The organism is Micromonospora sp. U21 (assembly GCF_018070045.1).
Taxonomy (GTDB): Bacteria; Actinomycetota; Actinomycetes; order Mycobacteriales; family Micromonosporaceae; genus Micromonospora.
The window spans coordinates 55,269-80,564 of the sequence record NZ_JAGPYK010000024.1; the positions used below are offsets into that span (position 1 = coordinate 55,269).

20 protein-coding genes and 2 pseudogenes are annotated in these 25,296 nt (G+C 72.2%); 5 read left to right on the forward strand and 17 right to left on the reverse strand.

What is annotated here, in order from left to right:
- Positions 1-12: 12 nt before the first annotated feature.
- From KBX63_RS25810 to KBX63_RS25830, 5 genes are read right to left on the reverse strand one after another with little or no spacing between them, the layout of a single operon-like run.
- Positions 13-942, reverse strand: a complete 930-nt coding sequence (locus KBX63_RS25810) for a carbohydrate ABC transporter permease (protein WP_210915591.1) — start codon at positions 940-942, stop codon at positions 13-15.
- Positions 942-1,850, reverse strand: a complete 909-nt coding sequence (locus KBX63_RS25815; RefSeq protein ID WP_089019947.1) for a carbohydrate ABC transporter permease — start codon at positions 1,848-1,850, stop codon at positions 942-944. Before KBX63_RS25815 ends, KBX63_RS25810 begins: the two co-directional genes overlap by 1 nt.
- Positions 1,851-1,866: 16 nt before the next feature.
- Positions 1,867-3,318, reverse strand: coding sequence for an N-acetylglucosamine/diacetylchitobiose ABC transporter substrate-binding protein (gene ngcE / locus KBX63_RS25820; protein ID WP_210915594.1), 1,452 nt, complete (start codon positions 3,316-3,318; stop codon positions 1,867-1,869).
- Positions 3,319-3,344: 26 nt separating this feature from the next.
- Positions 3,345-4,094, reverse strand: coding sequence for a sugar isomerase domain-containing protein (locus KBX63_RS25825; RefSeq protein WP_210915598.1), 750 nt, complete (start codon positions 4,092-4,094; stop codon positions 3,345-3,347).
- A complete protein-coding gene (locus KBX63_RS25830; protein WP_074307666.1) occupies positions 4,091-5,053 on the reverse strand; it encodes a MurR/RpiR family transcriptional regulator in 963 nt (320 codons plus the stop codon). The genes KBX63_RS25825 and KBX63_RS25830 overlap by 4 nt, the downstream gene beginning before the upstream one ends.
- Before the next feature lie 205 nt (positions 5,054-5,258).
- On the opposite strand from KBX63_RS25830, the gene KBX63_RS25835 reads away from it, so the two are divergent.
- A complete protein-coding gene (locus tag KBX63_RS25835; RefSeq protein WP_210915600.1) occupies positions 5,259-6,248 on the forward strand; it encodes an N-acetylglucosamine kinase in 990 nt (329 codons plus the stop codon).
- Positions 6,249-6,391: 143 nt separating this feature from the next.
- Here KBX63_RS25835 and KBX63_RS25840 read toward each other — a convergent pair whose 3' ends face one another.
- From KBX63_RS25840 to ngcE (KBX63_RS25855), 4 genes are all read right to left on the reverse strand, one after another.
- On the reverse strand, positions 6,392-6,766 hold the full coding sequence (locus KBX63_RS25840) for an Imm51 family immunity protein (RefSeq protein WP_089019942.1): 375 nt from the start codon (positions 6,764-6,766) through the stop codon (positions 6,392-6,394).
- Positions 6,767-6,910: 144 nt separating this feature from the next.
- The gene (locus KBX63_RS25845) at positions 6,911-7,816 is read right to left on the reverse strand and encodes a carbohydrate ABC transporter permease (RefSeq protein WP_210915601.1); all 906 of its coding nucleotides are present in this window, start codon (positions 7,814-7,816) and stop codon (positions 6,911-6,913) included.
- Positions 7,813-8,721: a carbohydrate ABC transporter permease gene (locus KBX63_RS25850; RefSeq protein WP_210915602.1), complete on the reverse strand. Its 909-nt coding sequence runs from the start codon at positions 8,719-8,721 to the stop codon at positions 7,813-7,815. Before KBX63_RS25850 ends, KBX63_RS25845 begins: the two co-directional genes overlap by 4 nt.
- A gap of 61 nt (positions 8,722-8,782) precedes the next feature.
- A complete protein-coding gene (gene ngcE, locus KBX63_RS25855; protein WP_210915604.1) occupies positions 8,783-10,198 on the reverse strand; it encodes an N-acetylglucosamine/diacetylchitobiose ABC transporter substrate-binding protein in 1,416 nt (471 codons plus the stop codon).
- Positions 10,199-10,403: 205 nt separating this feature from the next.
- On the opposite strand from ngcE (KBX63_RS25855), the gene KBX63_RS25860 reads away from it, so the two are divergent.
- Complete coding sequence (locus tag KBX63_RS25860; protein WP_210915605.1) at positions 10,404-11,801, forward strand: acyltransferase; 1,398 nt, start codon at positions 10,404-10,406, stop codon at positions 11,799-11,801.
- Here the strand turns inward: KBX63_RS25860 and KBX63_RS25865 are convergent.
- From KBX63_RS25865 to KBX63_RS25880, 4 genes are all read right to left on the reverse strand, one after another.
- The gene (locus KBX63_RS25865; RefSeq protein ID WP_210915606.1) at positions 11,773-13,266 is read right to left on the reverse strand and encodes a CoA-acylating methylmalonate-semialdehyde dehydrogenase; all 1,494 of its coding nucleotides are present in this window, start codon (positions 13,264-13,266) and stop codon (positions 11,773-11,775) included. The genes KBX63_RS25860 and KBX63_RS25865 overlap by 29 nt on opposite strands.
- Complete coding sequence (locus KBX63_RS25870; RefSeq protein WP_210915607.1) at positions 13,263-14,561, reverse strand: aspartate aminotransferase family protein; 1,299 nt, start codon at positions 14,559-14,561, stop codon at positions 13,263-13,265. The genes KBX63_RS25865 and KBX63_RS25870 overlap by 4 nt, the downstream gene beginning before the upstream one ends.
- 107 nt (positions 14,562-14,668) lie before the next feature.
- Positions 14,669-15,565: a hypothetical protein gene (locus KBX63_RS36280; protein ID WP_210915608.1), complete on the reverse strand. Its 897-nt coding sequence runs from the start codon at positions 15,563-15,565 to the stop codon at positions 14,669-14,671.
- A gap of 25 nt (positions 15,566-15,590) precedes the next feature.
- Positions 15,591-16,460, reverse strand: coding sequence for a hypothetical protein (locus KBX63_RS25880; RefSeq protein WP_210915611.1), 870 nt, complete (start codon positions 16,458-16,460; stop codon positions 15,591-15,593).
- 84 nt (positions 16,461-16,544) lie between these two features.
- Between KBX63_RS25880 and KBX63_RS25885 the strand changes: the two genes are divergently transcribed.
- The gene (locus KBX63_RS25885; protein ID WP_307871848.1) at positions 16,545-17,522 is read left to right on the forward strand and encodes a hypothetical protein; all 978 of its coding nucleotides are present in this window, start codon (positions 16,545-16,547) and stop codon (positions 17,520-17,522) included.
- A gap of 18 nt (positions 17,523-17,540) precedes the next feature.
- Here KBX63_RS25885 and murD read toward each other — a convergent pair whose 3' ends face one another.
- Positions 17,541-18,890, reverse strand: a complete 1,350-nt coding sequence (gene murD / locus KBX63_RS25890; RefSeq protein ID WP_210915614.1) for a UDP-N-acetylmuramoyl-L-alanine--D-glutamate ligase — start codon at positions 18,888-18,890, stop codon at positions 17,541-17,543.
- Positions 18,891-18,981: 91 nt separating this feature from the next.
- On the opposite strand from murD, the gene KBX63_RS25895 reads away from it, so the two are divergent.
- Positions 18,982-20,331: a hypothetical protein gene (locus KBX63_RS25895; RefSeq protein ID WP_210915616.1), complete on the forward strand. Its 1,350-nt coding sequence runs from the start codon at positions 18,982-18,984 to the stop codon at positions 20,329-20,331.
- 215 nt (positions 20,332-20,546) lie between these two features.
- Here KBX63_RS25895 and KBX63_RS36865 read toward each other — a convergent pair.
- The 3 genes and pseudogenes from KBX63_RS36865 to KBX63_RS25905 form a co-directional block, all read right to left on the reverse strand.
- Positions 20,547-20,981 (reverse strand): annotated as a pseudogene (locus tag KBX63_RS36865) (PucR family transcriptional regulator); the annotation flags it as partial.
- A gap of 101 nt (positions 20,982-21,082) precedes the next feature.
- Positions 21,083-22,355 (reverse strand): annotated as a pseudogene (locus tag KBX63_RS25900) (PucR family transcriptional regulator ligand-binding domain-containing protein); the annotation flags it as partial.
- A gap of 72 nt (positions 22,356-22,427) precedes the next feature.
- A complete protein-coding gene (locus KBX63_RS25905) occupies positions 22,428-23,237 on the reverse strand; it encodes an RNA methyltransferase (RefSeq protein ID WP_210915621.1) in 810 nt (269 codons plus the stop codon).
- Between the two features lie 128 nt (positions 23,238-23,365).
- On the opposite strand from KBX63_RS25905, the gene KBX63_RS25910 reads away from it, so the two are divergent.
- On the forward strand, positions 23,366-25,213 hold the full coding sequence (locus tag KBX63_RS25910) for a thiamine pyrophosphate-requiring protein (protein ID WP_210915624.1): 1,848 nt from the start codon (positions 23,366-23,368) through the stop codon (positions 25,211-25,213).
- The last annotated feature ends 83 nt before the right edge of the window (positions 25,214-25,296 follow it).

A 25,296-nucleotide genomic window follows, 5' to 3' on the forward strand; every position in this document is an offset into this window, starting at 1 on the left:
CGGTGCCCTTCCTTACTTCACGGCGCCGGAGGTGAGGCCGGCCTGGATCTGGCGCTGGAAGATCGCGTACACGATGATCATCGGGAGGATGGCGATGGTCAGCGCGGCGAACAACCCGGACCAGTCCGCCTCGTAGCCGGCGTTCACCGAGATGTCCGCGATGCCCTGGGTGAGCACCCACTTGTCCTTCGCGTTGCTGAGCAGCACCAGGGGAAGTTGGTACTGCGCCCACTGACCGATGATGTTGAAGATCGCGACGCTGATCAGGCCCGGCTTCGCCATCGGCATCATGACCTGGAAGAACAGTCGGGTGTGCCCGCAGCCGTCGATCAGCCCCGCCTCGGCAACCGACGACGGCAGCGTCTTGAAGAACGCGGCCAGGAAGAAGATCGTGAACGGCAGCGAGTACGCGATGTAGACCAGCACCACCCCGGTGTGGGTGTCCAGCAGGCCCAGGTTCTTCACCACGAAGAAGAGTGGCACCAGGGCCAGGAAGACCGGGAAGGCCAACCCGGAGACGAAGAGGTAGTAGATCGCCCGGTTGCCCCAGAACTTGTACCGGGCCAGCACGTACGCCGCCATCGAGCCCAGCAGCATGGTGCCGAAGGTGCTGCATCCGACCACGATCACGCTGTTGATGAAGTACCGACCGACGCGTGCGGTGGTCCAGGCCCGCCCGAAGTTCTCCCAGCGCAGTTCCGCGGGGAGTGTCCATGGGCTGCTGAAGATCTCGGTGGTGTTCTTGAACGCGGCGAGGAACGTCCAGAGGATCGGCACGATCACGATCACCGCCCACACGGCGAGCGCGATGTGCCCCAGGCCGGTGAAGAGCCGTGCCTCCGAGCGGGGGCCCTTCCGCCCCCGCCCACCGGGGGCACCCGGGTCGCCGGTCTTCGGCGGTAGCGCCGCCGGCGTCGGCGGCAGCGTCGACTGCGGGTTCATCAGTACTCCACGCTTTCCCGCTTGGTGAGCCGCAGCGTCAGCGCCGCGAACGTGAGGGTCAGGAAGAAGAGCGCCACACCCATCGCGGAGGCGTAGCCGTACTTCGAGTAGACGAAGGCGTTGCGGTAGATCTCCATGGCCAGGACCGTGGTGGCGCCGTCCGGGCCGCCACCGTCCACGGAAAGCACCGCGACGATGGCGAACGCGTCGAACGCCGCGATGCCCAGGTAGACCCAGGCCACCTGGAGGGTGTCCCAGAGCAGCGGCAGGGTGACCCGGAAGAACAGCGTCACCTTGGTCGCGCCGTCCATCTCGGCGGCCTCGTAGATCTCACCCGGGATGGAGGCCATTCCGGCGGAGAAGAGCACCACGTAGAAGCCGACCGCCTGCCAGACCAGCACCGCGATGATCGACCAGAGGGCCAGGTTCGGCCGGATCAGGAAGAGCACCGGATCGAAGCCGAGCTTCATCAGCACGCCGTTGATCAGACCGGACTCGTTGGGCCGGTAGACCATCTGGAACAGCACCGCGATGATGGCCACCGCCAGGACCTGGGGGAAGAAGAACACCACCCGGTAGAACTTCGCCCCCCAGACCCCCTGGCGTTGCCCGCCGCTGCTCTTGCCGCCCACGTTGAGCAGGAACGAGAAGAACAGGGCGATGGCGATGGTGATCAGCGGCAGGGCAAGCAGCAGTACGCCGTGGTGCTGGACCGCCTTCCAGAAGCTGCCGTCGTCGAGCAGCCTCCGGTAGTTGTCGAAGCCCACCCACTGCGGGGCCGACAGCCCCCGCCAGTTGGTCATCGAGATCTGGAACGCCTGCGCGTACGGCGCGATGACGAAGACCACGTACAGCGTGACCGGGGCGAACAGGAACCCGATCACGAACGGATACTTGCCGTGCCGCATGACCCCTACGCTCCGATCAGCGCTTGAACTTGGTGACGGAGGAATCCTTCTTGATCGCGTCGGCGCGCTTCTGGATCCGCTCCACGAACGCGTCCGCCTTGATCCGGCCGAACATCAGCTCGTTGGTGGCGGTCCGCGCCTCCGTGTCGAGCTCCTTGTACCAGTTGTCGAAGAGCATGTTGAACACGTCCTTGCCGGCTGCCTTCAGCGCGGCCTGGGCGCTGGCCACACCCGGCGGGAACTGGAAACCCTCGCTGCCGGCCGGCACGACCGTGGCCGCACCGACGGTCTCGGTGAAGCCGCGGGCGCCCGCCTTGGAGAGCATCTGGCGCATGTACTCCATGCCACCACGCGGGTTCTTGCTCTTGGACGAGACGAAGTATCCCTCGCCACCGGCCGCGCGGATAGCGGTCGCCGGCAGCTTGTCCGACGCGGTGAGGCCGGGCACCGGCATGAGCTGGTAGGTGAAGCCCGCCGGCGTGTCCTTCTTCTGCTCGTTCTCCAGCCAGTCGCCGGACGGGTAGAAGGCGACCTTGCCCTGGTTCTGCCGCAGCTGCACGTCGGTGTGCTTGAGCCCCTCGAAGCTCTTGTCCGAGTACTTCGCGCCGATCTCGGCCCAGGCTTCCGCGGCCTGCTTGACGGCGTCCTGCTTCCAGGCGCCGTCCTCCAGGTTGTCGATGTTCTTGAGAACGTCGGTGCCGCCGATCTTCGCGGCCTGGGTGAGGATCACGTTCCACTGGTAGTAGGCCGCGTTCGCACCGGCGTAGCCGTACGGGGTGATGCCCTTGGCCTTGATCTGCTCGCAGAGGGCCTTGAACTGCTCCCAGTTGGTGGGTGCGGTCCAGCCGTTGTCCTTGAAGAGCTTGCCGGAGTACCAGATCCCGTAGACCGTCGAGACGTAGTACAGGACGAACGGCTTGCGGCCCCCGTCGGCCGTGTTGAACATGCCCTGCTCGACGACGCCCGGGATGACGGTGTCGCGGACCTTCTTGCTCGCGTCGTCGACCGACGGCGCGTCCCACAGCTCGGTGAGGTCCTGCAGCTGGCCGTCGTTGACGAGCGCACCGAAGTCGAGGAACTTCTCGCCCGAGTTGTTGACGAACTCCGGCGGGTTACCGCCGGCGAACCGCGGCTGCAGCACCGTGGAGACCGCCTGGGTCGCCTGGTGCTTGACCTCGGACTTGGGGAACGCCTTCTTGTAGAGCGGCTCGTGCACGTCGGTGGCGTACTTCTCGCCGTAACCGCCGTTGAAGATGACCACCTCGATCGGGGCGTCCTCCTTGGCGCCCAGCGGGTTGGTCGCGCTCTTGGTGCCGCCGCCGACCTGCTCGTTCTCCTCGTCGCCGCTGCTGGTGGCGCAGGCGCTGAGCAGGCCGATGGCCGGAGTGGCGAGCATGCCCACGGCGGCGGCGCGACGCAGCACCGTGCGGCGGTCGAGTTCGGCCGGGTGCTCGGGGGTAATCGACATCGTCGTCTCTCCTTGTGGAATTCGGGTCAGGCGGTGCGCCGGAGACGCCCGGCGTACCGCGACTCGAGGGCGATGTTGTGCTCGTCCCCGCCGGGGACGTTGGCCGAGAGGTAAATAGGGGGCACCTCTCCGGCCTGGTGGAACCGTCGTACGACCTCCGCGGTCAGCAGCTGCGCCAGCAGCGCAGTGGTGACTGAGGAGACCGCACAGACCGCGCCGCCGCCCTCGAGCGGCAGCAGTGCATCGCCGTACGGCGCGCCGTTGTCCAGCACGACGTCGGCGAGGTCGGCGAGCCGTCGACCGGACGGGTGCCGCGGGGCGACCCGTGCGGTGTGCTCGACCGAGGTGACCGCGATCAACGGGTGACCGCGCTCGGTGACCAGCGCCGCCAGCTCGACCACCGAGCCGTTGATGCCGGATTGGGACGCCACCACGAACACGTCACGCGGCTGGGGCGCCGCGAGCGCGTAGATCTGGTGGGCGATGGAGGGGTCGCGTTCCAGCTTGGGGTCGGCGAGCACGCCCGGCGGGGCGTCGCCGTGCACCACCAGGTCACGCACCGAGAGCCGGTTGGTGGGGACCAACCCCCCGGCCCGGGCGACCAGTTCGGCGGCGAACGCCTCGGAGTGCCCGGCGCCGAACGCCTGGAGCACACCGCCGGCGCGCAGGCTCCCGGCGATCAGGTCGGCCGCCCGGGTGATGCCGTCGGCCTCGGTGTCGAGCAGCCGGTCGAGCACCGGGCGGACCGCGTCCGCGTACCCCTGGGCGCTGATCATGCGAGGGCTCCCTTCGCGGCCTTGTGCCCGTCGACGGCCTGCGCGGTACGCCGGAAGGCCGCGTGCGCGCGGTCGTGGGTGCGCTGGGCGACGGCGATGTAGAGCAGGTCGAGCACCACCAGCTGGGGGTGGCGGGCGGAGAGCGCGTCCGGCCGGAAGGTGGTCGCCTGGCTGGCGGTGAGCAGCACGATGTCGGCCAGCTCGGCCAACGGTGAGCGGGGGAAGCCGGTGAGGGCGATCGTGGTGGCACCCCGACTGCCCGCTTCGGCGAGCATCTCGATCGTCTCCCGGGTCTGGCCGGTGTGCGAGATGCCCAGCGCCACGTCTCCGGTGCGCAGCAGCGCGGCGCTGGCCAGCCCCTCGTGCACGTCGTTCCAGGCCCACGCGGCCACCCCGATGCGGTGCAGGCTGAACTGCATCTCCTCGCCGACCAGCGCGCTGCCGCTGGCGCCGAAGATGTTCACCCTGCTGGCGCCGGCGATCGCCACCGCGGCCCGCTCCACCTCGGCGAGGTCGAGCAGCGCGGCGGTGTCGTGCATGGCCCGGGTGTCGGCGGCCATGATCTGGTCGAGCACCCGGGCCAGCGGGTCGCTCGGCTGGATCTCCCGACCGATGTCGACGGTCCAGCCGGCCGAACGCGCCCGGCCGGTCTCGGAGGCGATGCCCAGCCGCAGGTCGGCGTAGCCCTCGAAGCCCATCGCCCGGCAGAAACGGGTGATCGTCGCCGGTGAGGTGCCGCTGCGCTCGGCCAGTTCCACTATGGTGGATCGGGCGGCGGCCTCCGGGTCGCTCAGCACGTGCTCGGCGACCCGGCGCAGCGCGCCGGTCAGCTCACCGAGCCCGTTGCGGACCCGGGCCAGCACTCCGTCGGAGGCGGACCCGAGCGCGCCCCGCCGGTCGAACGCGTCGGCGTCGACCACCGCGGTCCCCGCGGAGGTGTCCACCTCGTGATCAACCATGCGACGCCTGACCTTTCCGAAAAGCTTGTTAACTGTTAGTGGTAAAAGTTCTTACTAACCGCCCCTCCGTGTCAAGACTGTGGGCGAAGTTTTCAAACTGTTACCTGGCGCACAAGCCGCCGCGCCGGCCAGATCTTGCCCCGCGTGACGGCGCCGACCAGCATGAACGGGGCCCATCGCCGCGCAGCGCAAGGAGGCCGTGCCGATGTCCGACACCGTCGTGGTCGGCCTCGACGTCGGGGGTACGTCCACCCGGGCGACCGTCCTGACCCTCACCGGCGAGCGCCTCGGCACCGGCCGCGCCGGCGGGGGCAACCCCACCAGCCACGGCGCCGAGCGGGCCGCCGCAGAACTGCTGACGGCCCTGCGCGGTGCGCTCGCCGACGTCGACCCGACCCGGGTGGCGGCCGGCACCATCGGGCTGGCCGGCGCCGCCCGGCTGCTCGCCGAACCCGCCGGCCGGCAGGCCTTCGACCAGGCCTGGCGCGACGCCGGGCTGCGCTGCCCGTACGACGTGCACGGCGACGCGCTGGTCGCGTACGCCTCGGGCACCGCGAGCCCGGACGGCACGGTGCTCATAGCCGGCACCGGGGCGATCGCGGCCCGGGTGTGCGCGCTGCGACTGGACCGGGTCGCGGACGGGCACGGCTGGCTGCTCGGCGACGCCGGCTCGGGCTTCTGGCTGGGCCGGGAGGCCGTCCGGCGACTCCTGGCCGACCTGGACTCCGGCCGGGCGCCGGGGCCGCTCGCCGTCGCAGTGCTCACCGAGCTGCTCGGCTCAGCCGAGGTGTCGGCCCGCCCGCGCGACACGGTCGACAGGCTGATCCAGGCGGTCACCCGGCGACCCCCGGTGGAGCTGGCCCGGCTGGCGCCCCTGGTGGTCGCCGCCGCATTGGACGACGAGCCGGTCGCCGCCGGGCTGATCGACGAGGCCGCCGGGCACCTGGCCGAGAGCGCCAACCGGATCCGCCCCCCCGGGGCGGTGTCCCCCGTCGTGCTCGGCGGTGGTCTGCTCACCGGAGACACGCCGCTGGCCACGGCCGTCCGGGCCGAGGTCGGCCGGCGGTGGCCGGACGCGCGGGTCTTCTCCGCTGGCGATGGCGCCGCCGCTGCGGCCTGGCTCGCCGCCCTGTCGCTGCCGGAGGTCACCGATCCGGCCGCCCTGCACGCCCTGCTGGTCCCGCCCACCGCCTGAGGCCTCGCGCTCGCCGGGCCGGATCCCCCTCCCACGGCCCGGCGGCCCGCCCTGAACGGGACGGGCGCGCGGACGGCGCGGGCGCGCGGCGGGTTGGCGAGTGCGCTGGGAGACGCCAGCGCACGACGGTGATCGCGTGCCGGTCAGGCCTCGCGAGCCGGTCGCAGCAGGTGGGCGAGTAGTTCGGGGTCGTGGTACGCCGCGGCGAGCCGCCCGGCCAGCTGGCGCAGGGCGTCGACGTGGTGACTGGTGAGCACGAAGGTCCCGGGGTCGGAAAGGAAGTTCACCAGCTCGGCGACCGCTGGCATCTCGGCGGCCGCGAGCGATTCGGCGAAACCGTTCCAGCCGCAGCCGTCGCCCGCGACGCCAGCGAGCGCGAAGGTCGACGCCACCGGCTGCATGTCGCGGTCGTGCAGCACGAGGTTGTACCGGCACCGGCTTCGCCCGCCGCAGTTGCGCACGGGCGGGTCGTCGTGTTCCACCAGCACGAACGGGGCGAAGGTGCTCTGGTCGATCACCCGCCCGATGCTACGAGCGACGCCGCTTGCGCTGCCCGTGTCATCTGCCACACCCCGGACACCGCCGCGGCTGCCGGTCGCCCGTCGAGTTGCGATCGGAATCGGACGGGCCCGGCAAGGAAAACCGGGCGTCCGTCGCCGGGATCACTTGAGCTGGCCCGCGGTCAGCCCGGTCTGCACCTGTCGCTGGAAGCCCACATACACGGCGAGCACCGGCAGCACGGCGATGCTCAGTCCGGCGAAGAGCCGGGCGTAATCACCGGCGTAGCCCTGGCTGACCGACAGGGCGAAGAGCCCCTGGGCGAGCACCCACTTGGACTCGTCGCCCTGCATCAACACCTGCGGCAACAGGAACTGGTTCCAGTGGCTGAGGAAATTGAAGATCGCCACACTGATCAGTCCCGGACGCGCCATCGGCAGCATCACTCGAAAGAACAGCCGGAAGTGGCCGCAGCCGTCAACCATCGCGGCCTCGGCCACCGAGGTCGGCAGGGTCCGGAAGAACGCGGTCATGAAGAACACCGTGAACGGCAGCGAATAGGCCGCGTACACCAGGATCAGCCCGGTCCAGGTGCCGAAGAGACCGGCGTTGCGGACCACGAAGAAGAGCGGCACCAGGGCGAGGAACACCGGGAACATCAGCCCGCCGACGAAGAGGTAGTAGGCGAACTGCCGGCCTCGGAACTCGTACCGGGCGAAGACGTACGCGGCGGTGGCGCCCATCAGCATGGTGAGGCTCACCGAGCCGGCCACCACCACCAGGCTGTTGAGGAAGTACCGGCCGATGTGCGCGCCGGTCCAGGCCCGCGCCCAGTTGTCCCAGTGCAGCGCCCCGGGCAGCCCCCACGGGTCGGCCAGGATCTCGCCGTTGGTCTTGAACGAGCTGAGAAACATCCACAGCAGCGGCAGTACGGTGAGCAGCCCCCAGAGCAGCAGGAAGCCGTGCGAGAAGACGTTGGCCACGCCGAGTTCCCGGCGGAGGGGGCGGTCCCGGCCGGCGGCCGGCGTCGGCGCGGTGGCGGCGGGAGCGGGCTTGTCCAGTGTGGTCACGAGTACTCGATCCGATCGCGCCGGCCTACCCGCAGCGACAGCACCGCCACCGACAGGGTCAGGAAGAACATCACCACACCGATGGCCGAGGCGTAGCCGAACTTGGTCTCGCTGCCGAAGGCGGTGTCGTACATCCGTACGCCGATCACGTCGGTGGAGAAGTTCGGCCCGCCGTTGGTCATCAGCTGCACGAGGATGAACCCGTCCAGGGCGAAGATGGCCAGGTAGACCCAGGCCACCTGGACGGTGTCCCACAGCAGCGGCAGCGTGACCCGGCGCAGCGTGGTGAACCGGGACGCCCCGTCGAGCAGCACCGCCTCGTAGATCTCCTTGGGCACGGCCGACATGGCCGCGCCGAACAGCACCACGTAGAAGCCGACATTGCTCCAGACCATCACCGCGAGCACGCACCAGAAGGCGGTCGCCGGGTCGCCGAGCCAGGTCGGCGAGGGCAGGCCGAGGGCGTGCAGCGCGCTGGTGAGCAGCCCCTTGTTCGGGTGGTAGACCTCCTTCCAGAGCAGCGCGATGATCACCACGGAGAGCACCTGGGGGAAGAAGTACACCGTGCGGTAGAACGCGCCGCCGCGTACCCCGGTCACCCCGGCGCGGCCCTTGCGCCCGCCCATGGCGAGCATGGTGGCGAAGAAGATCCCCAGCACGATGGTCAGCACCGGCACCAGGGCCAGCAGGATCGCGTTGTTCTGCAACGCGTTCCAGACGTACCCGTCGTGCCACAGGGTCTTGAAGTTCGCCAGGCCGACGGAGTTGGCGTCGGCGGAGTAGCCGAGCCAGTCAGTCGTGGAGATCTGGAACGCCTGGAGGTACGGCGACACGACGAAGACGACGTACAGCAGCACCGGCGGCACCAGGAAGGTGACGATCAGCGGCCACTTGCCATGTCTCACGATGAGGACCTACTTCCGTGGTGCGGCCGGTGGGGGCGGTCCGCCCCCACCGGCCGGGGTGTCACGCAGCCCGCTTGTACTTCTTGACCGTGCTGTCCTGGGCGATCGAGTCGGCGCCCTTCTGGCACTGGTCGAGGAAGTCCGCGGGGCCGATCCGGCCGCTGAAGAACTCGCCGCACGCGGCGTCGACGAGGTTGCGCTCCAGCTTGCGGTAATAGTTGTTGTAGACCCAGTTGAACCCGTTGGTCCCGGACGCGTCGAGGGCCTTGACCACGCTGCTCAGCCCGTACGGCAACTCCACCCCGTCGCTGGCGCCGGCCACCACGGTCAGGCTGGCGACCTTCCGGGTGAAGTCCTGGGCGCCCTTCTTCGACAGCATCGTCCGGAAGTACTCCAGGCCGCCGGCGACGTTGCGGGCCTTGGCCGGCACCATGAACGGCTCGCCGGCGGTGCCGCGGATCGCCTCGAACGGCAGCTTGTCGCCGCTGCCCAGGCTCGGCGTCGGCGCGATGGTCATGTTGAATCCGGCGGGGGTGACGTCCTTCTGCTCGCTCTCCAGCCAGGAGCCACAGGAGATGAAGGCGGCCTTGCCCTGGCACCAGGCGGTCTGCGACTGCTTGTGGTCCAGGCCGGGCGAACCCTCCAGGATGTACTTGTCCTTGACGATCTGGTGCCACGCGTCGGCGGCGGCCTTCATCGCGTCGGACTTCCAGGCGTTCGGCTCCAGGTTGTCGAGCGCGAGGGCCACCGACGGGCCACCGAACTTGATCGCGGTGGAGATCAGCGGCCAGCTCATGTAGCGCGGGTGGATGCCGGCGTACGTCCAGGGGGCGATGCCGGCCGCCTTGATCTGCTTGCAGAGCGCGATGTGCTCGTCCCAGGTCTTGGCGTACTCCCACTTGCGCTCGGTGAAGAGCTTGTTGGAGTGCCAGATGCCGTAGGCGGTGTAGGTGTAGTTGAGCACCAGGAACTTGCCGTCGTACGAGCCGATCTCGACCGCGCCGGGCAGCAGGGTGTCCTTGACCGTCTTGCCGGGGACGTCGAGGCTCGGGGCGGCGAGCAGCTCGCCGAGGTCGGCGAGGGCGTTCTGGCTGACCAGGCCGTTGAAGTCGATCTGGCCGGTGCCGGAGTTGTTGACCACGTCCGGCGGGGAGCCGTCGACGAAACGCGGCTGGAGGGTCTTGCTGATCTCCTGGGTGGCGGAGTGCTTGACTTTCGCCTTCGGGTACTTCTCGGTGTACATGGCCTCGTGGGCCTTGGCGTACTCCTCACCGAACCCACCGCTGAAGATCACCACCTCGAGCGGGGCGTCCTCCTTGACGCCGAGCGGGTTCTGCTCGCTCTTGGTGCCCTTGTAGGCGGCGGTGTCGTCGTTGTCGTCGCCGCCGCCGGTGGCACAGCCGGCCAGCAGGCCGGCGGCGGGGGTGGCCAACAGGCCGGCGGCGGCGCTGCGCCGCAGGATGTCACGCCTGTTCATGATTTCTCCTCGGGTCGGGTCGGGCGGTCGCCGGGTGATGGGGGTGGCGTCCGTCGCATCGAGGCGCTGGGGGATGTTGTGTTGCTTGTCTTCATTTGACACAAAGTCGTTGAAGAATTTCTACGGCAGCGACGCGCGGACTTCAACCCCCGGCGGCCGAACCGTTATCACCACCGGCCAGCACCCGGTCGCATAGCCTGAAGCGATGCGCCGCCTGCGCCAGCTCGCCGAGCGCACCCCGGCAGACCGGGAGCGGTACGTCGACCTGCTGCGGGCGCTCGCCATCACCATGGTCGTACTCGGACACTGGGGCGTCACGGTGATCGAGCGGGACGCCGCCGGCCGGCCCACCGGGCACTCCGCGCTCGGCGACCTGCCGTGGGCGTACCCGCTCACCTGGGTGGCCCAGGTGATGCCGGTCTTCTTCCTGGTCGGCGGCTACGCCAACGCGGCCTCGCTGACCCGGCTGCGCGCCCGGGGTGGCGACGCCGCCGGCTGGCTGGTCGACCGCAGCGCCCGACTGGTCCGCCCCACCAGCGTGCTGGTGCTGGTGCTCAGCGCCGCGGCGGCGGTGGCCCGGCTGCTCGGCGCCGACCCGACCCGGATCCGCGAGGTGGTCTGGTTCGCCACCATCCCGCTCTGGTTCCTGGTCGCCTACCTCGCGGTGGTCGCGCTCACCCCACCGATGTACGCGCTGCACCGCCGCTTCGGCCTCGCCGTCCCGCTGGCGCTGGTCGGATTGGTCGGCCTCGGCGACCTGGGCCGGTTGACCGGGTCGGAGGAGCTTTCGTACGGCAACTACCTCTTCGGCTGGCTGGCCGTACACCAGCTCGGCTTCGCCTGGCACGACACCCGCTCCGCACCGCCCGGCGTGGCCGACGCCGCCGGGCCGTCGGCACCCGACCGCCCGGGGGTACGCCGGCGCCGCCTGCCCACCTCCCGCCGTGCCGGCGTGGTGTTCCTGGCCGCCGGGCTGACCGCGCTGCCGCTGCTCACCGTGCTCGGCCCCTGGCCGGTGTCCATGCTGCACGTGCCCGGCGAGCGGCTGGACAACGCCGCCCCGCCCAGCCTCGCGCTGCTGGCCGTCGCCGCCGCCCAGCTCGGCCTGATCCTGCTGCTGCGCGGCCCGGCGGAGCGCCTGCTGCGCCGCACCGGCCCGTGGCAGCTCGTGATCGGGGTCAACCTGGTGGTGCTGACCGTCTTCCTCTGGCACCTGACCGCCGCCATCCTGCTGATCGGCCTGCTCGACGCGACCGGGACACTGCCCACCCCGGAGGTCGGGACGGCTGCCTGGTGGGCGTGGCGGGTGCCCTGGTTGCTGCTGCTCGCGGTGGTCCTGGCGGTGCTGGTCGCCATCTTCGGGCCGGTGGAGGCGCGCAGCAGCCGGCACCGCACCGGCCGCCGGGCCGGCGGCGGCACCCGGACCCGGATGGTGCTGACCGTGGCCGGCTACGCCGCCGTGGTTGCCGCGCTGCTGATCAACAGCGCGGCACCGGCACGAGCACCGGAGCCGCTCGGCACGCCCGTCCCGGCGCTGCTGGCGTACCTGGCCGGGGCGGGCGTGCTGCGGCTGCTCAGGTCTGGGTGGGGAACCCGAGGTTGACCCCGCCGTGGCGCGGGTCCAGCCACCGGCTGGTGACCACCTTGCCCCGGGTGAAGAAGCGCACCCCGTCCTCCCCGTGCGCGTGCAGGTCGCCGAAGAGCGAGGACTTCCAGCCGCCGAACGAGTGGTACGCCATCGGCACCGGGATCGGCACGTTGATCCCGACCATGCCCACCTCCACCTCGTGCTGGTAGCGGCGGGCCGCACCGCCGTCGTTGGTGAAGATCGCCGTGCCGTTGCCGTACGGGCTGGCGTTGACCAGCTCCACCGCCTCGTCGTACGAGCCGACCCGGACCACACCGAGCACCGGGCCGAAGATCTCGTCCGTGTAGATCGACATCCGCGGGGTCACCCGGTCGAACAGCGTCGGCCCCAGCCAGAAGCCGGCCGGGTCGCCGTCCGGCGTCACGTCCCGCCCGTCCACCACCGGCACCGCGCCGGCGGCCACCCCGGCGTCCACGTAGGCGCGCACCTTCGCCGCGTGCGCGGCGGTGACCAGCGGGCCCATGTCGCAGCCGCGCCGGCCGTCGCCGGTGCGCAGCCCGGCCATCCGGGCGGCGATCCGCTCGACCAGCGCGTCGGCCACCGGCTCCACCGCCACCAGCACCGAGATGGCCATGCACCGCTCCCCCGCCGAGCCGAACCCGGCGTTGACCGCCGCGTCGGCGGCCAGGTCCAGGTCGGCGTCGGGCAGCACCACCATGTGGTTCTTCGCCCCGCCGAGCGCCTGCACCCGCTTGCCCGCGGCGGTGCCGCGCTGGTAGACGTACCGGGCGATCGGAGTGGAGCCGACGAACGACACCGACCGCACCTCCGGGTGGTCCAGCAGCGCGTCCACCGCCTCCTTGTCGCCGTTGACCACGTTCAACACCCCGTCGGGCAGGCCCGCCTCGGCGAACCACTCGGCCAGCAGCAACGCCGCGCTGGGGTCCTTCTCGCTCGGCTTGAGCACCACCGCGTTGCCGCAGGCCACCGCGACGGGCACGAACCACAACGGCACCATCACCGGGAAGTTGAACGGGGAGATCACCGCGACCACCCCGAGTGGCTGCCGGATCGTGTACGAGTCGACCTCGGTCGAGACGTTCTCGCTGAACGCGCCGCGCAGCGCCGAGGGCAGGCCGCAGGCGTACTCGATCACCTCCAGGCCGCGCTGCACCTCCCCGGCCGCGTCGGCGAGCACCTTCCCGTGCTCGGCGGTGATCACCTCGGCGAGCCGGTCCCGGCGGGCGTGCACCAGTTCCCGGAAGGCGAACAGCACCGCCGACCGCTTCGCCAGCGACGCGTCCCGCCAGGCCCGGGCGGCGAGGGCGGCGGCCCGCACCGCGACGTCGACGTCCGCGGCCGAGGCCAGCTCCACCTCGGCGGTACGCCGACCCGTCGCCGGGTCGAACACGTCGCCCCGCCGCTCGGACGTGCCGCCGACCCGCTTGCCGTCGATGAAGTGCCCGATCCGGGTGCTCACGCCACCACCCCCGCCGCCGACCGGATCGCGTCGGTGAGGATCGCCAGACCCTCGCGGGCCTCCTCCTCGGTCAGCGTCAACGGTGGACCCATCCGCAGCACGTTGCCGTACAGGCCGCCCTTGCCGGCGAGCAGGCCACCCTCCCGACACGCCTCGAAGACCCGGTTGGTCAGCGCCGGGTCGGGCTCACTGGTGCCCGGCCGGACGAACTCGACGCCGAGCATCAACCCCTTGCCGCGCACCTCCGCGACGCAGTCCAGCCCACCGACCGAGGCGCGCAGGCCGTCAGCGAGGATCGCGCCGACCCGAGCCGCGTTCGCCTGGAGGTCGTGCGCGATCAGGTAGTCGAGCACCGCGTTGCCGGCCGCCGTGGAGATCGGGTTGCCGCCGAACGTGGAGAAACTGATCGCCGGCACCGACTCCAGCACCTCCGCACGCCCAACCACCCCGGCCAGCGCGAACCCGTTGCCGATGCCCTTGGCGAAGGTGAGCAGGTCGGGGGTCACCCCATGCGCCTGGTAGCCCCAGAAGTGCTCCCCGGTACGCCCCCAGCCGGTCTGCACCTCGTCGGCGATGAACAGGATGCCGTGCTCGTCGAGGACCTTCTTCCAGCCGGCGAAGAGCCCGTCCGGCGGGTGCACGAAACCACCCACCCCCTGGATCGGCTCGGCGATCAGCGCCGCCACGTCGCCGGCGGTCTGGGTGGCCAGCACCTCGCGCAGGTCCTCCACCGCCGCGTCGACCTGCTCCTCGGCGCTCAGCCGGGCGAGCAGGCCGCGCACCCGGTCACCCGAGTGCAGCCAGGCCACCTGGAGCGGGTTGAGCCCGCTGGCCGACCAGTTGCGGTTGCCGGTGACGCCCATCGCCGCGTACGACCGGCCGTGGTAGCTGTTTCGCACGGCCAGGATCTGGTGCGAGCGCCGGTGGTTGGTGGCGACCAGCAGCGCCGCCTCGTTCGCCTCGGTGCCGGAGTTGGTGAAGAACACCCGGGCGTCCGGGATACCGGAGCGCTGCGCGATCTTCTCGGCCAGCTCCACCTGCTGCCGGATCAGGTAGAGCGTCGAGCTGTGCACGATGCCGGTGGCGAGCTGCCGCTCGACCGCCTCCCGGATCTCCGGGATGTCATAGCCGATCATGTTGGTCAGCACCCCACCGAAGAAGTCCAGATACCTGCGGCCCTGGGCGTCGGTGACCCGGCGACCCGAGCCGGAGACCAGCTCGATCGGCTCGGCGTAGTACAGCGGCATCCAGGACGGGAGCACGGCCCGGTGCCGGGCCAGCAGGTCGTCGGTCATCGTGGCAACCCTTCAGCGGCGTTCGTGGATACCGCACGCTCCCACCGGCGGCCGGTGTGGACAACTGCCACTGTGTAGCGCAGGGCGCGTCCGCTCCTGACAGTGCGTCAGACCGGCGACGGACCGGCGGCGGGCAACGCCGCGCGGCGCCGGGCCACACCGCCGCGCGCCGCCACGTGCAGCGCCACGGCCACCAGCGCGAAGGCCACCCAGCCGGCCGCCAGGGCGGCGACCGACGAACCGTCCTGCCACCGGTGGTACGCCGCCAGGAACGCGACCAGCGCCAGGCTGTTGCGGGCGAAGTGCCGGGTGAACGCCACCAGGTCACGGCGGCTCTCGACGGCCACCAGCACCCCGGAGTACGGGAAGGTCACCACCATCGCGCGCAGCAGCTCGCCGAGCAGCCCGGTGAGCGCCGCGCCGAGCAGGATGACCAGCAGCTTGACCGGCGCCGGCAGGCGTCGCGCCGCCGCCGGCGCTGCCCGCAGGTCCGTCGGCGCTGCCCGCAGGTCCGCCGGCGCTGCCCGCAGGTCCGCCGGCGCTGCCCGCAGGTCCGCCGGCGCTGCCCGCAGGTCCGCCGGCGCTGCCCGCAGGTCCGCCGGCGCTGCCCGCAGGTCCGCCGGCGCTGCCCGCGCCGCCTGGCGCCGGCGCATCAGCAGCATCGCCAGCGCCCAGAGCGCCACGGTGCCGGCCAGCGCCGGCGCGAACGGCACCGGCACGGCCAGCAGGCCGGCGCTGAACGCCACGTACCCGGCGATCCCGGCGGCGTCGGCGAGCAGGATCGGCCAGCGCAGCCGATGGTGGGTGACCGCCACGACGACGAAGAACAGGTTGAGGCCGAGCACCCCGAGCAGCTGCGCGCCCTCCACCCGGTGCCCGGTGCTCACCAGGGCCAGCGACATCGGCAGCGGGAGACTGTAGACGAACGCCCGCAGGCGCACCGACCGGATCAGGCTGACCGCCCACACCACCGCCGTCACCAGCAGCACGGCACTCACGGTCATCGGCGGGGCCGCCCTCCGGTCGCGGTCAGTCCAGGAAGGTCGCGGCCTCGACGCAGACCTCGAAGACGTCGGTCAGCCGGGCCAGGTCCGTGGCGTTGACCGAGAACTGGTTCTCGGTGATCTCGCCGTGCGCGCTCATCCCACCCTCCCAGCACGCCGTGCCGTCCCACAGGGTCAGGTTGACGTGCCGGGAGGCCTCCACCACGCCCCACGGCAGCAACCCCACCCGCACACCGGCCCGGTGCTGCGCCCGCACCAGCTCGCTCAGCTCGTCGCTCAGCCCGACGTGCAGGAAGACCCGGGTGATCCGTACGCCCCGGGCCAGCGCCTCGACGTTGGCCGCCCAGTAGTGCCGCCCGATGTCGCCGCGCCACCAGCTCAACTCGCCGCTGGCCCTCGGCATCACATTGGTCACCGCGTCCAGCCGCCGCATGCACTCCCGGGTGGTGCCGAGCAGGTCCTGGCAGTCGTCCCCCGGCCGGATGATCCGCCCGGCGCGCAACTGCTCCGTCTGCACCCGGAACCGTTCGAAGCGGCGCCGGGCCTCCTCGGCGACCCGGGTGCCCGGATGCCGCTCGACGGCCTCGCGGGTGCCGGTGACCACCTCGGGCACCGCGTGCACCAGCCAGGACGGGCCCTCCAGCAACGTTCGCAGGTGGAAGCGGCGCTCGGCGCGGGCCAGCGAGTCCACCAGCAGCGAGACGGTGGTGCCCATCAGCCCGGCGAGCAGTGACTCCACCCCGGTCGCCGCGTTGGTCAGGTCCAACATGACGGAGAGCGAGATCGACAGCAGGATGCCGATCAGCGCCACCGGGTCGGTGTGCGCCAGCAGCCGGACGAACCCACCGGCCGGCCCGACCCGGCCGCCACGTGGTCGGTGGAGCAAATCGGCCATCGAGGTACCTCCCGGGCGCCGGCTGCCGTCAGGGTACGACGGGACGGCAACGACCCCTGTCCCGCCGGCCGGTACGATCCGGCGGTGCCCGAGCTGCCCGTACCGCTGCCGACCAGGGCGCCGGGCGAGCCGGCCGACGGGATGGCCGCCGGCATCACCGCGTGGGTCTGCGCGGACCCGATGCGCCAGCTGGTCGAGCGTTTCGGCGGCAACTGGCCGGACGGCGATCTCACCGACGTGCTCCGATTCCTGGACGAGTTCTCCGCCCGACACTGGGACTTCCGGGGCGGCCGGGAGCGGCCGGACGCCCGGGAGCCGGACCTCGAGCCCGACACCGCCGAGCTGGTGCTCGCCTCAGCGGCCGCGCTCGGCCTGATCCGGCCGGTGCCGCCGGTTCGACCGGCGTACGCCCACCTGGTGGTGCTCGGCGGTCTGGCGCACGCCTGCGTACGCCGGGTCGGATACGCCGCGCACCTGCTGCGCGGCGGCCTGCGGGTGGACGGCGAGGTCGCCGTGCTGGGCAGCTTCCGGCCGCTGACCGACTGGGAACGCCGGACGCTGGCCGACGCCGGCCTGCCGGCCGACGACACCGAGGTGGACGTGCTCGACTCGGCGGTCCGGCGGGTGTTCCAGGTGACCGCCCCGGCGGAGCAGGACGGTGTCGACGCCGGGCACCCGCACCACTCCTGGTCGTCGCGGACCTACCGGCCAGCCGGCCTGCCGCCGGTACGGGTGCTCGCCGCGCCGTCCAGCGATCCGCACCGGCGGCGGGCGCACACCGCCGACACGCAGCGGTTCTGGGCAGGGCACGTCCAGCTCGCCCCGGACGACGAGGTGCTGATGGTCACCGCGCCGATCTACGTGCCGTTCCAACACTGCGACGCGCTACGCACCCTGGCCGTGCCGTACGGCTGCGGTATCGACACCGTCGGGGTGGACCCGGCGCTGGCCGACCTGGCCGTGTTGCCGGAGCAGACCCTCACCCCCGGGCGCTACCTGCAGGAGATCCGCTCGGCGATCCGCTCGATGCGAGCCCTGCACGACCGGCCCGACCCGCGCTGAGCCCGGCCGGGCGCGGTGTCAGGCACCGGCGGTGTCGGCGACGGCCTGGGCGAAGACCTCCGAGCGGTGCTCGAAGTTGCGGAACTGGCCATAGCTGGGGGCGGCCGGTGACAGCAGCACCACGCCGCCGGCCGGGGTGAGCTTACGGGCCAGCCGTACGGCCGCCACCAGGTCGTCGACCACCTCCGTACGCACCCCGGGGAGCCCGTCCAGGGCGGCCACGATCCGGGTACCGCTGTCCGGGATGCCGATCACGGTCAGCTCCCGCTCCGCCAGGTGCTCGGCCAAGGGCGTGTAGTCCAGACCCCGGTCGCTGCCCCCGACGATCACGGTCAACGGCCGGCCGTCGTACGCGTCGATGGCGTGCATGGCCGCGTACGGGCTGGTGGCCAGGGTGTCGTCGACGAACGTCAGCCCGGACGGGTCGGTGATCTCGGTGAGCCGGTGCGCCAGCCCCTGGAACTCGGCGACCGCGACGGCGAGGCGGTCCTTGTCGGCCACCACGTCCACGCCGAGCGCGTCGAGCACGGCGAGCGCGACGCAGAGGTTGCCCTCGTTGTGCCGGCCGACCAGCGGCAGCACGGCGCGTGGGAAGAGCGGCTGGTCGCCGAGGTGGAACCAGGGTGTGCCGTCCGCGCCGGTGGCGACGTTGGTGGTGTCGGGGCGACCGGCACGGACCGCCGGGCGGTCTCCCAGCTCGGCGGCGAGCCGGGGGTCGGCGCCGTTCACCACGATCGTCTCCGGGTCGTGGGCGAGCAGGTTGAGCTTGTCCCGGTAGTACTCCCGCTCCCCGCCGTGCGCGTCCAGGTGCTCGGGGAAGAGCGCGGTGACCACGGCCACCCGGGGCGAGTCGGTGAGGTCGCTGCACTGGTAGCTGGACAGCTCCAGCACGTACAGCTCGGCCTCGGGCAGGTCAAGGGTGGGCACCCCGATGTTGCCGCCGAAGACGTTCGGCCGGCCCATCGCGGTGAGCAGGTGGCTGATCAGGCTGGAGGTGGTGCTCTTGCCCTTGCTGCCGGTGACCCCGACGGTGCGCGCGGCGTGGTCGGCCATCCACAGGGCGGTGCCCTGGGTGACGGTGACGCCGCGCCGGCGCAGCTCGACCAGCCACGGGTGGGTCTGCGGCACGCCTGGCGAGCGGACGACCACGTCGGCGGCGGCCAGCCGCTCGAAGCCCGCCTCGCCGGTGACCAGCGGGGCCGCCTCGGCCAGCGGACCGTCCCACGGCAGCGAGAGGAAGTTGGCGCTGTCGTCGACGGCGACCAGCTCGGCCGGGCCGTGCGCGGCGATCGCGGTCACCGCGGCCCGGCCCTCGCGGCCGGTACCCCAGACGGCGACGGTACGTCCGCGCAGGTCAGACAGGCGCACGGGGCTCTCCTCGGTGGTCGCGGCGGCGGTGGGGCGGGCACGGTCCGGCGCAGCCGGACACGGCCGGACGAACCAGGGCCTAGTATGGCGTGTGCCCAACGAGCAGCTCCGGCGGATGGACGCCTTCACTTTCCCGTCCTACTCGATCGACTTCGCCACTGGCGAGGTGTTGTTCGACTACGCCCTGACCGGCCCGGCCGGCGAGCAGCGGTTCACCGAGGTCATCACCCTTCCGCTGCCGGCGGAGCCGCCGTCGGACGAGACGGTGGCCACCCTCGGCCGGGTGCTGGAGTTGCTGCACCTGGTCGCCGGGGTCAGCTACTACAAGGCCGCCGCGCCGCCCCGGCTGGTGCTGCCGGCGCCGCTGGGCGCGGCCACCGCCGACTACGTCACCGCCGTCTACACCAGGGGCCTGGCGGAGTACGCGTACCGCAACCAGCTACCGCACGTGCTGGAACTGCGCCCGGAGGTGCCGGCCGGTGCGGTGACGCCGGCCCGGGTGTACGACAACTCCGACCGCCGCCCGCTCTCCGCGGTCGGCGGCGGCAAGGACTCCATCGTCAGCCTGGAGGCGCTGCGCCGGGCCGAGCTGGACCCGGTGCCGTTCTCGGTCAACCCGAACCACGTGATCGTCTCGGTCAACGAGGCGTCCGGGCTGACCCCGCTGGCCGCCCGGAGGCGGATCGACCCGGTGCTGTTCGACCTGAACGCGGCCGGCGCGCTGAACGGCCACATCCCGGTCACCGCGATCAACTCGCTGATCGCGGTGGCGACCGCGGTGCTGCACGGGCTCGGCCCGGTGGTGATGTCCAACGAGCGCTCGGCGTCCGACCCGAACCTGGTCTGGAACCGTCACGAGATCAACCACCAGTGGTCCAAGGGCGTCGAAGCGGAGGGGCTGCTGCGCGCGGCGCTGGCCGAGCACGCCGGCCTGACCGAGCCGTACTTCTCGCTGCTGCGCTCGCTGTCCGAGCTGCACATCGCCCGGCTGTTCGCCGAGTTCACCCGGTACGACGACGTGGTGACCAGCTGCAACGCCGCGTTCAAGCTGCGCGACGCGAGCGAGCGCTGGTGCCGCAACTGCCCGAAGTGCCGGTTCGTCTTCCTGGCCATGGCGCCGTTCATGCCGCGGGAGCGGGTCACCCACATCTTCGGCGGCGACCTGCTCGCCGACCCCGAGCAGATCCCCGGCTACCGGGAGCTGCTGGGCGTGGACGGGCACAAGCCGTTCGAGTGCGTGGGTGAGGTCGAGGAGTCGGTGGTGGCTCTGGGCCTGCTCGCCGAGCAGGACCAGTGGCGCGACGCCCCGGTGGTCCGCGCCCTGGTCGACGCCGTTCCGGCAACGGCCTGGTCCGCGGTGGCCACCTCGGACGTCTTCACCCCCGGCGGCCCCAACCACATCCCCCCGACCTACGCCAAAGCCCTGACAACCCTCACCTAACCCCCTCCCCCTCCCCCTCCCGCTCCCACTCCCGCTCCCCGCGCCGCCGCCGCGCCCGCGCTCCCCGCGCCCCGCCGCCGCCCCCACTCCCCGTTGATCTAGGGCGTATCGCTGCTCGGGGAGATCAACTCACGGTGATTTGCCCTAGATCAACGCGGCCGCTGGCGGGAGGGGCGCGGCGGCGGCGCAGGAGGGCACGGGAGGCGGGGGGGGGGTCAGGGGGTGCGGACTGCGTCCAGGGCCAGGAGGGCCACGTGTAGGGAGAGGGAGGCTTCCACGGAGTCGAGGTCGACGTCGAGGATCCGGGCGATCCGGGCCAGGCGCTCGTAGAAGGCCGGTCGGGACAGGTGGGCGGCGGCGGCACCGGCGGACTTGTTGCGCCCCTGCTCCAGGTACGCGCGCAGGGTGTCGAGCAGCCGTTCCCGGGGGTGCCCGGCGTCGTACTCCAGCAGTGCCCCGAGCTCGCGCTCCACGAACGTCTGCAACCGGGGCTCGTCACGCAGCAGGTGCAGCAGGCCGGCCAGGCCGACGTGCGGCAGCCGGAAGATCGGCAGGTCACGCCGGTCCCGGCGGGCTGCTTCGGCGATCTGGCGCGCCTCGACCAGTGACCGTCGCGCCTCCCGCAGGCTGCCCACCCCGGATCCGGCCGCCACGATCACCCCGCTCGGAGCACCGCCGGCGGCCCGGGACGGGTCGGCGCTGGACACCACCCGGGACGCGTCCGCGCCGGACGCCGTCCGGACCGCGCCGGCGTCGAGACGTACCCGGCGCAGCGCGGCGGCGAATGCGGACAGCGCGCGGTCCTCGGCGGCCGGGTCCGGCAGGGCCAGCAGCGCGCCCACCGAGTGGTCGTCGACGGCGCTGGTCAGCGCGGTCAGCTTCGCCTCCCGCAACGCCTGGCCGACCGCCTCGGACAGGTCCCGCAGCCTGGCCGGGCCGGCCTCGGGGCCGCCCTCGCCGGCCGGGTCGTCGGCCCGGTGCCGGACCATCACGCCGACCAGGTGCCGGCGCTCCAGCACCACCCCGAGCGCCCTGGCCCGCAACGCCACCTCATCGACCGGTCGGGAGTGATCGAGCAACGCGGTCAGCAGGGTGCGGTGAATCTGCCGTTCCAGCCCCTCGGCGTCGCGGCGGATCAGCCGGCCCAGCGCGAGGGTGGACGCGGCCCGCTCGATCAGGATGGTGAGCCGGGTCGGCGGCCCGCTGCCGGGGCGAGCGTCGGGCTCCACCGGGTCGGTGCCCCGACGGCTGGGCAGCTCCCCGCCGGCCGGCCAGCGCAGCAGCAGCCGTCCCCAGTCCTGCCCCCGGGCGCCGACGACCGTCACCAGCCAGCCACTGTCGGGGTCGTACGCGGTCCGCCCGGCGGGCCGGATCCGCCGGGAGTGCTGCTCCCAGCCGTCCAGCAGCAGCTCGGCGCTCTCCCCCGCCGGGTCGTACCCCAGCACCTGCCGGGACAGGTTCTCCAGCACCACCGGGCAACCGGACAGCTCGGCGGCCTGCCGGATCACCTCGGCGGCGTCGGCGCCCTCGACCGAGAGGTCGGTGAACCGCTGGTGGATCTCCTCGGTGGCGCGCAGCTCGGTGAGCTGCGCGTCGACGATCAGCGCGTGCACCGCCTCGGTGATCCGCACGAACGGGGTGGCCCGGCGTAGCTCCACCAGGGGCAGGCCGCGCCGCTCGGCGGCGGCGGCCATCACCCGGGGCACCCCGCTGACGTACCGGCGGCCCAGCTCGACGACGAGCCCGGAGACGCCGACGTCGGCCAGGTCGCCGATGAACGCGCGCAGCCCCGCGTCGTCGCCGGGCAGCCCGATGCCGGTGGTGAGCACCAGCTCGCCGCCGCCGAGCAGGGTGGCGATGTCCGGCACCTCGGCGACGTGCACCCAGCGGACCGGCCGGTCCAGCGCGGCGTCCCCGGCCACGACGCGCGGCGCGCCGTGACGGACCGGGTCGAGGGCAAGGACCTCACGGACGGTAGGGAACACGGCCGCCACGCTACCGTCCGTGACGCCGGAACTCGACATGCCGCCGCCGGCGGGCACGGTCACCGGATGGATCTGCTCCGCGTCCATCGGCTGACGAGGGCGTCCCCGCCCTCACCAGGGGTCGTCGCGGCTCAGCTCCCAGCAGGCCACCGCGGTGGCGGCGGCCACGTTGAGTGAGTCGACGCCGCGGCGCATCGGGATGACCACCCGGACGTCGGCGGCGTCCATGGCGGCCCGGGTCAGGCCGGCGCCCTCGGCGCCGAGCAACAGGGCCGAGCGGGCCCGCTGGGTGGCGTCGAGGCGCTGGATCGGCACCGCGTCCGGCGCCGGGGTCATCGCCAGCACGGTGAACCCGGCCGCCCGGACCTCGGCGAACGCGTCCGGCCAGGGATCCAGCTTCGCGTACGGCACGGCGAAGACCTCGCCCATGCTCACCCGGACGCTGCGCCGGTAGAGCGGGTCGGCGCAGCTCGGCGAGAGCAGCACCGCGTCCACGCCGAGGGCCGCCACCGCCCGGAAGATCGCGCCGAGGTTGGTGTGGTTGTTGACGTCCTCCAGCATCACCACCCGGCGCGCGGTGGCGAGCACCTCGGCGGCCGTCGGCAGCGGCCGGCGGTGGAACGACGCCAGCACCCCCCGGTGTACGTGGAAGCCGGTGGCGCGTTCCAGCACGTCCTGCGTCGCCGCGTAGACCGGCGCGTCGCCGGTGTCCAGGTCGGCGAGCTGGTCGATCCGCTTGGCGTCGACGAGGTACGACCGGGCCGGATAGCCGGCGCGCAGCGCCCGGCGCAGCACCAGCTCCCCCTCGGCGATGAACAGGCCGTGCGGTGGCTCCCAACGGGTGCGCAGCTCGACGTCGGTGAGCGCGCGGTAGTCGGCGATCCGGTCGTCATCGGGGTCGGTGATCTGGTGGACGGGCACCCGACGATTCTGCCGGACGCCCGGTCCGCCGCTCCGGGCCGGTGCAGTCCACGTCGCCGGGGTGTTTTGTCCGTAAAGGAAGGGGAATGGCGGGCGGCGTACCGGATCCGACCGGAAGGACCAGCCAGGTGAGCCCAGACCACACCACGCCGGGCGAACCGCTCGCCCTGCCCAAGCACCCGACCGTCGCGGACCACATCGTCGCCCGCCTCTTCAGTTGGGGCGTGCACCGCTACTTCGGCTACCCCGGCGACGGCATCAACGGCCTCACCTCCGCCCTGCAACGCACTGACGAGCGGGCCCAGTTCGTCCAGGTGCGGCACGAGGAGACCGCCGGCTTCGCCGCCTCGGCGCACGTCAAGTACGGCGGCGGGCCGCTGGGTTGCGCGCTGGTGACCAGCGGCCCCGGAGCCATCCACCTGCTCAACGGCCTGTACGACGCCAAACTCGACCACCAGCCGGTGATCGCCCTGGTCGGGCACACCGTGGTCACCGCCGAGGGCGGCGGCTACTACCAGGAGGTCGACCTGCTCGCCCTCTACAAGGACGTGGCCGCTGCGTTCCTGGCCCAACTCGACCACCCGGCACAGGTCCGCCACCTGATCGACCGGGCGTGCCGCACGGCGCTGGCCCGGCGTACCGTCACCGCCCTGGTGCTCCCCGCGGACCTCCAGGGCAAGCCGGCCGTCCCGGACCCGCCGCACGCACACGGCTACTACCAGACCAGCAACGTGCCGAGCAGCACGCCGACCGTGCCGCCCGAGGCGGACCTGCGTCGGGCCGCCGAGGTGCTGCGCGGCGGGGAACGGGTGGCGATGCTGGTGGGGCAGGGCGCGCTCGGCGCGAAGGACGAGGTCCACGAGATCGCCCAGCGGCTCGGCGCCGGGGTGGCCACCGCGCTGCTCGGCTTCACCGCCGTCGACCACCGGGAGCCCTGGGTGACCGGCGCGATCGGGCTGCTCGGCACCCGGCCGAGCTGGCAGCTGATGAGCCGTTGCGACCGGCTGCTGATCGTGGGCAGCAACATGCCGTACTCGGAGTTCTATCCGCCACCCGGACAGGCCCGCGCGGTGCAGATCGACCTGGACGGCACCCAGCTCGGGCTGCGGTACCCGACCGAGGTCAACCTGACCGGCGACGCCGCTCCCACCCTGCGGGCGCTGCTGCGCGAGCTGGGCCCCGGTCCCGGGCCGACCACGTGGCGGGCGGAGATCACCGAGGCCACCTCGGCGTGGCGCCGGGTGCAGCGCGACCTGGCCGAGCAGGACGCCGACCCGGTCAACCCGCAGCTGCTGTTCAGCACGCTCAGCGAGCGGCTGCCCGACGACGCGATGCTCGCCGTGGACTGCGGCACCGCGACCGCCTGGTACGCCCGGCACGTGCAGGTCCGCCCGGGGATGCTGGCCAGCCTCTCCGGCACGCTGCTGTCCATGGGCGGCGCCATGCCGTACGCGCTGAGCGCCAAGTTCGCCCACCCCGACCGGCCCCTCGTCGCGCTGATCGGCGACGGGGCGATGCAGATGAACGGCGTCAACGAGCTGATCACCGTGGCCAAGTACTGGCGGAGCTGGGCCGACCCGCGGTTCGTGGTGCTGGTGCTCAACAACCGGGATCTGGCGTTCGTCAGCTGGGAACAGCGCTCCAGCGAGGGGACGCCGATGTTCCCGGACAGTCAGCAGCTGCCGGACATCGGGTACCACCAGTGGGCCCAGGTGCTCGGGTTGCACGGCGAACTGGTCGACTCCCCCGACCAGGTGCCGGGCCTCTGGGACCGGGCGCTCGCCAGCGACCGGCCGATGGTGATCAATGCACTGGTCGACCCGGCCGAGCTGATGCTGCCACCGCACTTCACCGCCGAGCAGGCGCGCAAGACCGCGGCGGCGGTGCTACGCGGCGACACCGACTGGGCCGGGATCATCCGACGCGGCCTGCCCGCGACCCTCGCCAGCTACCGCCCCCGCCGCCGCGAAAGCTGACCAGCCCGACCTCCGCGATCGTGCACCTGCCGCCCGGGCTTTCCGGGCGCATCGACCACCAGGTGCAGGACCGCGAGCAACGG